A 13,292-nucleotide genomic window follows, 5' to 3' on the forward strand; every position below is an offset into this window, starting at 1 on the left:
GGAGAAATTTCTTTGGGTGACCATTATTTTTCCAAAACTCCGGACAGTCAACATCGCCCGCAGCAATTTACATACACACTGCGTGGGAAACAATATAAGTTTCATACAGATGCGGGTGTCTTTTCGAAATCTGAAGTAGACTTTGGTTCGAGACTGCTTATTGAGACATTTGAATGGCCGAAAATAGCCGGACCGATTCTTGATGCAGGATGCGGATACGGACCAATTGGTATTTCGCTCGCTGCTGAGCAGCCGGACCGCACGATTCATATGATCGATGTAAATGACCGGGCGTTAGCGCTTGCCCGTGAAAATGCAAAGCTTAACCATGTCGGGAACGTACAAATCTATGAAAGTGATCGTCTGCAAAATGTGTTGGAAGAGGGATTTGCAGTTGTATTAACCAATCCACCGATTCGCGCGGGGAAACAGACCGTATTTGATATTTTACAAAACGGTTTTGCGAAACTTGCAGAAGGCGGTGAAATATGGGTAGTCATTCAAAAGAAACAGGGCGCTCCATCTGCGATAAAAGAATTAGAGAGATTAGCCGGTTCATGTGATACGGTCGCCAAATCAAAGGGCTATTTTATTTTGCGTGCTAAAAAATAATTGACCCCAAAAAAACCGTATGCTATTATTGTAAAATGCCAATATAATAATTGTGCCCGTTTGTCAATGGGAATATTTTTCGCTGAAATGGGAACAATAACAACAAAATAGGGCCATTTGTGATAAAAATGAGGTTTTCTTTGACAAAACCTTTTTCTTTTTGTCTTATTGAGTATAGTAATACTCTGCCTTAAGATGAATTATAGGCAATTATAACGCTTGATTTGAGGGGTGAATCAGTTGACAGGTCAACTAGTTCAGTATGGACGACACCGCCAGCGCAGAAGCTATGCGCGCATTAGTGAAGTATTGGAATTACCGAATTTGATTGAGATTCAAACAGCTTCCTATCAATGGTTTCTTGATGAGGGTCTGCGTGAAATGTTCCAGGACATTTCTCCGATTGAAGATTTCACAGGCAATCTGGCATTGGAATTTATTGATTACAGCCTTGCGGAGCCGAAGTATCCTGTGGATGAATCAAAAGAGCGTGATGTTACGTACTCTGCCCCGCTTCGTGTGAAAGTCCGTCTTTTAAATAAGGAAACGGGTGAAGTAAAAGACCAAGAGGTTTTCATGGGTGATTTCCCACTTATGACTGAGACAGGAACATTCATTATTAATGGTGCAGAGCGTGTTATCGTTTCTCAGCTTGTCCGCTCTCCGAGTGTGTATTACAACGGGAAATTGGACAAGAACGGAAAACGAGGATTCACTGCGACTGTTATCCCAAACCGTGGTGCCTGGTTAGAGTATGAAACAGATGCCAAAGATATTGTGTATGTCCGTATTGACAGAACGCGTAAATTACCGATTACAGTATTATTGCGTGCGCTCGGGTTTGGCACTGATCAAGAAATCATCGACTTGCTTGGTGATAATGAATATTTGCGCAATACGCTTGAAAAAGATAATACAGAAACGACGGAGAAAGCGCTGATTGAAATTTATGAGCGTCTTCGCCCGGGTGAGCCGCCAACAGTTGAAAATGCGAAAAGCCTTATTGTTTCTCGCTTCTTTGACCCGAAACGGTATGATCTAGCAAGTGTTGGCCGCTATAAAATGAATAAAAAGCTTCATACGAAAAATCGTTTGTTTGGACAGCGCCTGGCTGAAACGCTTGCGGATCCGGAAACAGGTGAAATTATCGCCGAAGCAGGAACTGTTCTTGACCGCCGTACACTCGATAAAATCATTCCACATCTTGAAAATGGAGTATCGTTTAAATCATACAGTCAAACAGGCGGTGTGTTTGAAGATGATATGACTGTTCAATCAATAAAAGTATATGCGCCAAACAGCGAAGAAGAGCAGATCATCAACATTATCGGCAATGGCTTCCCAGAAATGAACGTGAAGAATATTACGCCGGCTGACATTATTGCGTCGATTGGCTATTTCTTCAACCTTCTTTATGGAGTAGGTAATACCGATGATATTGATCATCTCGGTAACCGTCGTCTTCGTTCTGTAGGGGAACTGTTGCAAAATCAATTCCGCATCGGATTATCCCGTATGGAGCGTGTTGTTCGTGAGCGCATGTCGATTCAGGATACGCAAACGATCACACCGCAGCAATTAATTAATATCCGTCCGGTTATTGCGTCGATTAAAGAATTTTTTGGAAGCTCTCAGCTTTCTCAGTTCATGGATCAGACGAACCCGCTGGCTGAGTTAACACATAAACGCCGTCTATCGGCGCTTGGTCCCGGTGGTTTAACACGTGAACGTGCAGGCTTTGAAGTTCGTGACGTTCATTACTCCCACTACGGCCGTATGTGCCCGATTGAAACGCCTGAGGGCCCGAATATTGGGCTGATCAACTCATTATCTTCTTTTGCGAAAGTAAACCGTTTTGGATTTATCGAAACACCTTACCGCCGCGTTGATCCGGATACGGGCTGCGTGACAGAAAGAATTGATTATTTAACAGCTGATGAAGAAGATAACTATGTTGTGGCGCAAGCGAATGTTCCGCTTAACGAAGACGGTTCATTTGCTGAAGAGGAAGTAGTCGCACGTTTTCGTGGTGAAAACACCGTTGTTAAACGCGAGCGCGCGGATTACATGGATGTATCGCCGAAGCAAGTTGTATCGGCTGCGACTGCGTGTATTCCATTCCTTGAAAATGATGACTCCAACCGTGCTCTTATGGGAGCGAACATGCAGCGTCAGGCTGTTCCTTTAATGCAGCCAGAAGCACCGATTGTTGGGACAGGTATGGAGTATGTATCCGGTAAAGACTCCGGTGCAGCTGTTATTTGTAAGCATGAAGGGATTGTTGAGCGCGTAGAAGCACGCCAAATTTTTGTCCGCCGCATTCAAGAAGTAGATGGACAGGAAGTAAAAGGCGATCTCGACAAATATAAATTACAAAAATTCATTCGTTCCAACCAGGGAACGTGCTATAACCAGCGTCCGATCGTTGCAGTCGGAAACCATGTTACAAAAGGAGAAATCCTCGCTGATGGTCCATCAATGGAACTTGGTGAACTAGCGCTTGGACGTAACGTTCTTGTTGCTTTCATGACATGGGATGGCTATAACTATGAAGATGCCATTATTATGAGTGAAAGACTCGTAAAAGATGATGTGTATACATCGATTCATATTGAAGAATATGAATCAGAGTCACGTGATACGAAGCTCGGACCGGAAGAAATTACACGCGATATCCCAAATGTTGGGGAAGATGCACTCCGCAACCTTGATGACCGTGGTATTATCCGGATCGGTGCAGAAGTAAAAGATGGTGACTTGCTTGTCGGTAAAGTAACACCTAAAGGGGTAACAGAACTGACAGCAGAAGAACGTCTTCTTCATGCGATTTTTGGTGAAAAAGCACGTGAAGTCCGTGATACATCACTGCGTGTCCCTCACGGTGGCGGTGGTATTGTCCTTGACGTGAAAGTCTTTAACCGTGAAGACGGCGATGAATTACCACCTGGTGTAAACCAACTTGTGCGCGTATACATCGTTCAAAAACGGAAGATTTCTGAAGGGGATAAAATGGCTGGACGTCATGGTAACAAAGGGGTTATCTCTCGCATTTTGCCAGAAGAAGACATGCCTTACATGCCAGACGGTACGCCGGTTGACATCATGCTTAACCCGCTTGGTGTACCATCCCGTATGAACATCGGTCAAGTGCTTGAGCTTCACTTAGGTCTAGCAGCCCGCTACCTCGGTATTCATGTAGCATCACCGGTGTTCGATGGTGCCTCTGAGGACGATGTGTGGGAGACAATTGAAGAAGCAGGCATGAGCCGTGATGCGAAAACGATTCTTTATGATGGCCGCAGCGGTGAGCCTTTTGATAACCGCGTATCAGTAGGTATCATGTACATGATCAAACTTGCACATATGGTTGATGACAAACTTCATGCTCGTTCAACGGGACCATATTCACTTGTTACACAACAGCCGCTTGGTGGTAAAGCACAGTTCGGCGGACAGCGTTTCGGTGAAATGGAAGTTTGGGCGCTTGAAGCATATGGTGCCGCTTATACATTACAAGAAATCTTAACAGTAAAATCGGATGATATCGTTGGTCGCGTGAAAACGTATGAAGCAATCGTCAAAGGTGAAAATGTTCCAGAACCAGGTGTTCCTGAATCATTTAAAGTATTAATCAAAGAACTTCAAAGTCTAGGTCTTGATGTGAAAATTATGTCCGGAGATGATCAGGAAATAGAAATGCGTGATCTTGAGGATGAAGATGACGTTCAACAAGCGGATTCATTAAATATCGTTCCTGAAACAGTCAAAACGGAAACAATTGGAACAAAAGACTAACTTGTTTTATAATCCTGTCCAAAAAGCGCTCTTTTTCAGCGCTTTTTGGGCGCTTTCAAGGAAAATGGGTAATAGAAAAGGGAGGTAGACCCCTTGCTGGATGTCAATAATTTCGAGTATATGAAAATTGGTCTCGCTTCACCGGATAAGATTCGTTCATGGTCTTATGGGGAAGTAAAAAAACCAGAAACAATTAACTACCGTACGCTAAAACCTGAAAAAGACGGCTTATTTTGTGAACGGATTTTCGGTCCTACGAAAGACTGGGAATGTCACTGCGGTAAATACAAGCGTGTTCGTTATAAAGGCGTTGTCTGTGACCGCTGTGGTGTAGAAGTAACAAAAGCGAAAGTACGCCGTGAACGAATGGGTCATATTGAGCTTGCAGCGCCAGTTTCACATATTTGGTACTTTAAAGGAATCCCAAGTCGTATGGGTCTTGTTCTTGACATGTCACCGCGTGCGCTTGAAGAAATTATTTATTTTGCTTCGTATGTTGTAACTGAGTCGGGTGATACAGCTCTTGAAAAGAAGCAGTTGCTTTCTGAAAAAGAGTACCGGGCATATCGTGAAAAATACGGAAAAAAATTCCAAGCGTCTATGGGTGCAGAAGCTATTAAAAAGCTTCTTCAAGATATCGATCTCGATAAAGAAACAGAACAGTTAAAAGAAGAGCTGAAATCAGCACAAGGACAGCGCCGCACACGTGCGATTAAGCGTCTTGAAGTGATTGAAGCATTTCGTCATTCCGGCAATAAACCGGATTGGATGATCCTTGATGTTCTACCGGTTATCCCACCGGAACTTCGCCCGATGGTACAACTTGATGGTGGCCGTTTCGCGACATCTGATTTGAATGATTTGTATCGCCGTGTCATCAACCGGAATAACCGTTTGAAGCGTCTATTAGACCTTGGTGCGCCAAGCATCATCGTTCAAAATGAAAAGCGTATGCTTCAGGAAGCTGTTGATGCGCTGATTGATAACGGACGCCGTGGACGTCCTGTTACAGGGCCGGGTAACCGTCCTTTGAAATCTCTTTCTCATATGCTGAAAGGGAAGCAAGGTCGTTTCCGTCAAAACTTACTCGGAAAACGTGTTGACTATTCAGGACGTTCTGTTATCGTCGTTGGGCCAAACTTGAAAATGTATCAGTGCGGACTTCCGAAAGAAATGGCACTTGAATTGTTTAAACCATTTGTGATGAAAGAACTCGTTGAAAGAGGTCTCGCGCATAACATTAAGAGCGCAAAGCGTAAAATTGAACGTGTTCAATCAGACGTATGGGATGTACTTGAAGAAGTCATTAGAGAACATCCAGTACTCTTAAATCGTGCGCCGACCCTTCATCGTCTTGGTATACAAGCATTTGAACCGACGCTTGTTGAAGGCCGTGCAATCCGTCTTCATCCGCTCGTTTGTACAGCTTACAATGCTGACTTCGATGGTGACCAAATGGCTGTTCACGTTCCGCTTTCTGCTGAAGCACAGGCAGAAGCACGTATGCTTATGCTTGCAGCACAGAACATCCTGAACCCGAAAGATGGAAAGCCAGTTGTTACACCGTCTCAGGATATGGTACTTGGCAACTACTACTTAACGCTTGAGCGCGAGGGAGCGGTTGGTGAAGGAGCTATTTTCAAAGACACGAATGAAGCGATCTTAGCTTATCAAAACGGCTATGTTCATCTTCATACGCGTGTAGCTGTAGCAGCATCATCACTTGAAAATCAAACATTTACAGAAGAACAAAATAAACAGCTTCTTGTCACAACGGTTGGGAAATTAATCTTCAACGAAATTTTGCCGGACACATTCCCGTACATTAACGAACCGACAAACAGCAACCTTGAAGTGAAAACACCGGAAAAATATTTCATTGCCGCAGGTGTGAATGTACCGGAACATATTGCTGAACAAGAAATTGTTCCACCGTTTAAAAAGGGTATTTTGGGTAATATCATTGCTGAAGTGTTTAAACGCTTCAAAATCACTGAAACATCGAAAATGCTTGACCGGATGAAAGACCTTGGCTTTAAACACTCGACAAAAGCGGGTATTACAGTAGGGGTTGCGGACATTGTTGTTCTAGGTGAAAAAGAAGGTATTTTGCATGAAGCACAGGCGAAAGTCGATAACGTCATGAAGCAGTTCCGCCGCGGTTTAATTACCGAGGAAGAACGTTATGATCGGGTTATTTCGATCTGGAGTGCAGCGAAAGATGTTATCCAAGGTAAACTGATGGACTCTCTGGATATTCGCAATCCAATCTTCATGATGAGTGATTCTGGTGCTCGTGGTAATGCATCTAACTTTACGCAGCTAGCTGGTATGCGCGGGCTTATGGCCAATCCGGCCGGCCGGATTATCGAACTTCCGATCAAATCGTCATTCCGTGAAGGTTTGACAGTACTTGAATACTTTATTTCAACGCATGGTGCACGTAAAGGTCTTGCTGATACCGCACTGAAAACAGCCGATTCCGGTTACTTGACACGTCGACTTGTTGACGTAGCACAAGATGTTATTGTCCGCGAAGAAGACTGTGGAACAGACCGAGGCCTTGAAATTAGCTCGATTAAAGATGGGACAGAAGTGATCGAAGCGCTTGAAGAACGTCTTGTCGGACGTTATGCGCGTAAAGCTGTTAAGCATCTGGAGACGGGTAAAGTGCTTGTTCATGACAATGAGCAAATCGATGAAGATTTAGCGAGAGTCATTGTGGAAGCAGGCGTTGAAAAAGTTTGGATTCGTTCCGCTTTCACATGTAACACACGCCACGGTGTATGTAAAAAATGTTACGGACGTAACTTGGCAACAGGGCAGGAAGTCGAAGTAGGCGAAGCAGTTGGTATTATTGCTGCTCAGTCAATCGGTGAGCCAGGTACACAGCTTACGATGCGTACATTCCATACGGGCGGTGTAGCAGGAGACGATATCACACAAGGTCTTCCTCGTATTCAAGAGATTTTCGAAGCGCGTAACCCGAAAGGGCAAGCGATCATTTCTGAAATTAACGGTACGGTTACTGCGCTTAACGAAGGCAAAGACCGTCAGCAAGAAATTGTTGTGCAAGGTGACGTGGAGACACGCACATACACAGCTCCATATACAGCCCGTTTAAAAGTAGCAGTAAATGATCCAATTACTCGCGGCCAGGAGCTGACGGAAGGTTCTATTGATCCGAAAGAATACTTGAAAATTAAAGATGTCACATCTGTTCAGGAATACTTACTGCGCGAAGTGCAAAAAGTGTACCGGATGCAGGGGGTTGAGATCGGCGATAAACACATAGAAGTAATGGTACGCCAAATGCTTCGCAAAGTACGCGTACTTGAAGCAGGCGATACAGATGTTCTTCCAGGCAGTCTGCTTGAAATTCATCAGTTCCGTGATGCGAACGAGAAGGTACTTCTTGAAGGCGGAGTACCGGCAACGGGTCGTCCGATTTTACTAGGTATTACGAAAGCATCACTTGAAACAGATTCATTCCTATCGGCTGCATCCTTCCAGGAGACAACACGTGTCCTAACAGATGCGGCGATCAAAGGGAAGCGCGATGAATTACTTGGCTTGAAAGAGAACGTCATTATCGGAAAACTCATTCCAGCGGGTACCGGTATGCAACGTTATCGCTTAACTGAAGCCAATATGAAAAAAGCAGAATCCGTTCCAGTAGAATAAAAAATTGTTTGTCGGTGTCTGTGCACGCAGACACCGACAATTTTTTTGCTAAAGACAGTTGACACTAAAAAGTGAAAGTGATAATATGATCAAGGTGTTCCTGTACGACCAACCTAACTTAGTTTGGATATAGGGACAAAACAATCGTTGCTATTATTTGCGAATGATGTTTTTGCAGTTTGCTGCAAGAACTTTGTTTTTGCCCAAAAATGAGCCACCTGGAAGTGTGGGCTTAGAAAAAAAGGAAGGGAGGATTTTTACATGCCTACTATTAATCAGTTAGTACGTAAGCCTCGTAAATCAAAGATCACTAAATCAAAGTCTCCGGCGCTTAATAAAGGATTTAACAGCTTTAAGAAAGCTCAAACCGATGTACTTTCTCCGCAAAAACGCGGTGTATGTACTCGTGTTGGTACTATGACGCCGAAAAAACCGAACTCAGCGCTTCGTAAATATGCACGTGTGCGTTTGAGTAACGGTATTGAAGTAACAGCTTATATCCCTGGTATTGGCCATAATCTTCAAGAGCATAGTGTTGTTCTTATCCGCGGCGGCCGTGTAAAAGATTTACCGGGTGTTCGTTATCACATCGTTCGTGGTGCGCTTGATACAGCTGGTGTTGAAACACGTCGTCAAGGTCGTTCTAAATACGGTACAAAACGTCCCAAAGCTCCAAAAAACTAATTTAACCTTATAACTTATTTTCCGAAAGGAGGAAAAAATATGCCACGTAAAGGCCCTGTAGCAAAAAGAGACGTATTGGCTGATCCGCTTTACAACTCAAAACTCGTTTCTCGTCTCATCAATAAAATGATGGTTGACGGTAAAAGAGGGAAATCACAAGCCATTCTTTACGCCGCTTTTGACACAATCCGTGAACGCACGGGTAATGATCCAATGGAAGTATTTGACCAGGCAATGAAAAACATCATGCCAGTACTAGAGGTGAAAGCACGCCGTGTTGGTGGAGCTAACTATCAAGTACCAATTGAAGTTCGCCCAGATCGTCGTACAACTTTAGGTCTCCGCTGGTTAGTAAATTACGCTCGCCTTCGCGGTGAAAAAACAATGGAAGAACGCCTTGCAGCGGAAATTATGGACGCAGCAAACAACACTGGTGCTTCTGTTAAAAAACGCGAAGACACGCACAAAATGGCGGAAGCAAACAAAGCATTTGCTCATTACCGCTGGTAATAATTAAATTAAACCTTAACCTAATCCAGGAAGGAGAAAGACATAGATGGCAAGAGAGTTCTCCTTAGATAAAACTCGTAACATCGGAATCATGGCTCATATTGATGCTGGTAAAACAACAACGACTGAGCGTATTCTATATTATACAGGCCGTATTCATAAAATTGGTGAAACGCATGAAGGCGCTTCTCAAATGGACTGGATGGAGCAGGAGCAGGAGCGTGGTATTACGATCACGTCTGCTGCGACAACTGCTTCTTGGAAAGGTCATCGCGTTAACATCATCGATACACCGGGACACGTAGACTTCACTGTTGAAGTTGAACGTTCTTTACGTGTACTTGATGGTGCCGTAACGGTTCTCGATGCTCAATCCGGTGTAGAACCACAAACGGAAACAGTATGGCGTCAAGCGACGACTTACGGTGTTCCACGCGTTGTATTCGTCAATAAAATGGACAAAATGGGTGCTGACTTCCTTTACTCAGTCGGCACAATCCATGACCGTCTCATGGCGAATGCACACCCAATTCAATTACCGATCGGTGCTGAAGACGAGTTCTCCGGCATTATCGACTTAATCGAAATGAAAGCAACAGTGTATGGCAATGACCTCGGAACTGACATCGAAGTCACTGATATCCCAGCAGATTATCAAGATCAAGCAGATGAGTACCGTGAAAAGCTAATTGAAGCTGTAGCGGAACTCGATGAAGAACTAATGGAGAAATACCTTGGCGGCGAAGAGTTGACGAATGATGAAATCAAAGCTGCGATCCGTAAAGGTGTTATCAACGTTGAATTCTTCCCTGTTATGGTTGGTTCTGCATTTAAGAATAAAGGTGTTCAACTTATGTTGGATGCTGTTATCGACTATCTTCCAGCACCAACGGATGTACCGGCAATTAAAGGTACACTTCCAGACAGCGACGAAGAAGTGGAACGTGAAGCAAGCGATGAAGCGCCGTTCTCGGCACTTGCATTTAAAGTTATGACGGACCCTTATGTCGGTAAATTAACATTCTTCCGTGTATATTCCGGTGTTCTTCATTCCGGTTCTTACGTGCAAAACTCAACAAAAGGAAAGCGTGAGCGTGTAGGACGTATCTTACAAATGCATGCCAATTCCCGCGAAGAGATTTCGCAAGTATACGCAGGTGACATCGCTGCTGCTGTTGGATTGAAAGATACAACGACTGGCGATACGCTTTGTGAAGAAAAAAATCTTGTTATTCTTGAATCTATGGTGTTCCCTGATCCAGTTATCTCTCTTTCTGTTGAGCCGAAAACAAAAGCTGACCAAGACAAGATGACGACAGCACTCCAAAAACTTCAAGAAGAAGATCCAACATTCCATGCACACACGGACCAGGAAACTGGAGAAGTTATTATCGCAGGTATGGGTGAGCTTCACCTAGATATTCTCGTTGACCGTATGCGCCGCGAGTTCAAGGTAGAAGCAAATGTTGGTGCACCACAAGTATCTTACCGTGAAACATTCCGTTCAAGCGCACAGGTTGAGGGTAAATTTGCTCGTCAATCCGGTGGACGTGGACAGTTTGGTCACGTTTGGATCGAATTCTCTCCTAATGAAGAAGGAGCAGGCTTCGAATTTGAAAATGGCATCGTTGGTGGTTCTGTACCGCGTGAATATGTCCCGGCTGTTCAAGCAGGTCTTGAAGACGCTATGAAAAATGGTGTTCTTGCTGGCTATCCGTTAATCGATGTTAAAGCTCGTCTTTTTGACGGTTCTTACCATGATGTCGATTCATCTGAGATGGCGTTTAAAATTGCTGCGTCATTGGCGCTTAAAAATGCGATTTCTAAATGTAACCCGGTTATTCTTGAGCCGCTTATGAAAGTTGAAGTTGTTATTCCAGACGAATATCTTGGCGATATCATGGGTGATGTTACATCACGTCGTGGACGCGTAGAAGGTATGGAAGCACGTGGTAACGCGCAAGTCGTTAAAGCGTTCGTTCCACTTGCTGAAATGTTCGGTTATGCAACAGCTCTTCGTTCTAACACGCAAGGACGCGGTAACTACTCTATGCAATTCGATCATTATGAAGAAGTGCCTAAGAGTGTTCAAGAAGACATTATCAAAAAAAATAAAGGCCAATAATTGATTTATACTCGCTAATCAAGTATAAATACTATTGTAAGCTTTCCCTTCTTCCGAAAAAGACTTCTTTTCCGGAAGAAGAACTATATAAAAAACTACTAATTTCTATATTTTGAAGGAGGACTTCCTAATGGGAAAAGCAAAATTCGACCGTTCAAAACCACATGTTAACGTTGGTACAATCGGACACGTTGACCATGGTAAAACAACTTTAACAGCTGCAATTACAACAGTTCTTGCAAAAACTGGTGGTGCAGAAGCACGTGCATACGATCAAATCGATGGTGCTCCAGAAGAGCGCGAGCGCGGTATCACAATCTCAACTGCACATGTTGAGTACGAAACTGCAACTCGTCACTACGCGCATGTAGACTGCCCAGGACATGCTGACTATGTTAAAAACATGATCACAGGTGCAGCACAAATGGACGGCGGTATCTTAGTAGTATCTGCTGCTGATGGTCCAATGCCGCAAACACGTGAGCACATCCTTCTTTCACGTCAAGTAGGTGTTCCTTTCCTAGTTGTATTTATGAACAAATGTGACATGGTAGACGATGAAGAGCTTCTTGAGCTAGTTGAAATGGAAATTCGTGATCTTCTTTCTGAATACGACTTCCCTGGCGATGACATTCCTGTTATTAAAGGTTCTGCTCTTAAAGCACTTGAAGGCGAAGCAGAGTGGGAAGAAAAAATCCATGAACTTATGGCTGCAGTAGATGAGTATATCCCAACTCCAACACGTGACACTGACAAACCATTCATGATGCCTGTTGAGGATGTTTTCTCAATCACTGGCCGTGGTACAGTAGCAACTGGACGCGTTGAGCGTGGACAAATCAAAGTCGGTGATACAATCGAAATCATCGGTTTGACTGAAGAGCCGAAATCAACAACTGTAACAGGTGTTGAAATGTTCCGTAAGCTTCTTGATTATGCTGAAGCTGGCGACAATATCGGTGCCCTTCTTCGCGGTGTAGCTCGTGAAGAAATCCAACGTGGTCAAGTACTTGCTAAACCAGGTACAATCACACCGCATACAACTTTTAAAGCAGAAGTTTACGTTCTTTCTAAAGAAGAGGGTGGACGTCACACTCCATTCTTCACTAACTACCGCCCGCAGTTCTACTTCCGTACAACTGACGTAACTGGTATCTGTAACCTTCCTGAAGGCGTAGAAATGGTTATGCCTGGTGATAACGTTGAAATGTCTGTAGAATTGATTGCTCCAATCGCGATTGAAGAAGGTACTAAATTCTCAATCCGTGAAGGCGGCCGTACTGTAGGCGCTGGCGTTGTAGCAACAATCCAAAAGTAAGTTTTGATCTGACAGTCCGGTTCTGGCCGGGCTGTTTTTTTTGTTTGAAAAAAAAATCCTATCATGTGTTGCAATCAATCCATAAACGATGTATAATAATCAATGTTGGTTTTTGACAGCGTTGATGCGGAAGGTTGCTGACACACCCGGCCGCTTTGCCATGGCGGTGATGTCAGGGAAAAATTTTCGCGGAGTATGTCTATTAGCTAAATAGGCGATAAAGGAGGGAAAATAATGGCAAAACAAAAAATTCGTATTCGTTTGAAAGCATATGATCATCGTATTCTTGATCAATCAGCTGAGAAAATTGTTGAAACGGCTAAACGTTCTGGTGCAAGTGTATCAGGGCCAATCCCGCTACCAACTGAGAAATCTATCTACACGATCCTTCGTGCGGTTCATAAGTACAAGGACTCTCGTGAACAGTTCGAAATGCGTACTCATAAACGTTTAATCGATATCGTGAACCCAACTCCGAAAACAGTTGATTCATTGATGCGTTTAGACTTGCCGTCAGGCGTTGACATTGAAATTAAACTATAATAAATAAACTAATAATTAACC

8 protein-coding genes are annotated in these 13,292 nt (G+C 43.7%); all 8 read left to right on the forward strand.

Features of this window, described 5'->3' with window-relative positions:
* Positions 1-12: 12 nt before the first annotated feature.
* The 8 genes from AWH49_RS01820 (at position 13) to rpsJ (ending at position 13,271) form a co-directional block, all read left to right on the forward strand.
* Positions 13-612, forward strand: coding sequence for a class I SAM-dependent methyltransferase (locus AWH49_RS01820; protein WP_063964482.1), 600 nt, complete (start codon positions 13-15; stop codon positions 610-612).
* A 240-nt stretch (positions 613-852) separates the two neighbouring features.
* Entirely contained in the window at positions 853-4,407 is a 3,555-nt protein-coding gene (gene rpoB / locus AWH49_RS01825; RefSeq protein ID WP_018395148.1) for a DNA-directed RNA polymerase subunit beta, read from the forward strand.
* A gap of 93 nt (positions 4,408-4,500) precedes the next feature.
* Positions 4,501-8,091: a DNA-directed RNA polymerase subunit beta' gene (gene rpoC / locus AWH49_RS01830; protein ID WP_063964483.1), complete on the forward strand. Its 3,591-nt coding sequence runs from the start codon at positions 4,501-4,503 to the stop codon at positions 8,089-8,091.
* A 261-nt stretch (positions 8,092-8,352) separates the two neighbouring features.
* Complete coding sequence (rpsL, locus tag AWH49_RS01835; RefSeq protein ID WP_018395150.1) at positions 8,353-8,775, forward strand: 30S ribosomal protein S12; 423 nt, start codon at positions 8,353-8,355, stop codon at positions 8,773-8,775.
* 39 nt (positions 8,776-8,814) lie between these two features.
* Positions 8,815-9,285, forward strand: a complete 471-nt coding sequence (gene rpsG / locus AWH49_RS01840) for a 30S ribosomal protein S7 (protein WP_018395151.1) — start codon at positions 8,815-8,817, stop codon at positions 9,283-9,285.
* 46 nt (positions 9,286-9,331) lie between these two features.
* Positions 9,332-11,410 carry an elongation factor G gene (fusA, locus tag AWH49_RS01845; protein ID WP_063964484.1) on the forward strand — a complete coding sequence of 693 codons (2,079 nt, stop codon included), beginning with the start codon at positions 9,332-9,334 and terminating at the stop codon, positions 11,408-11,410.
* Positions 11,411-11,540: 130 nt separating this feature from the next.
* Positions 11,541-12,728, forward strand: coding sequence for an elongation factor Tu (tuf, locus tag AWH49_RS01850; protein WP_063964485.1), 1,188 nt, complete (start codon positions 11,541-11,543; stop codon positions 12,726-12,728).
* 234 nt (positions 12,729-12,962) lie between these two features.
* Positions 12,963-13,271 (forward strand): 30S ribosomal protein S10, encoded by a 309-nt coding sequence (rpsJ, locus tag AWH49_RS01855; RefSeq protein ID WP_018395154.1) that lies wholly within the window; start codon positions 12,963-12,965, stop codon positions 13,269-13,271.
* Positions 13,272-13,292 lie beyond the last annotated feature (21 nt).

The organism is Domibacillus aminovorans, assembly GCF_001643235.1.
Classification (GTDB): domain Bacteria; phylum Bacillota; class Bacilli; order Bacillales; family Domibacillaceae; genus Domibacillus; species Domibacillus aminovorans.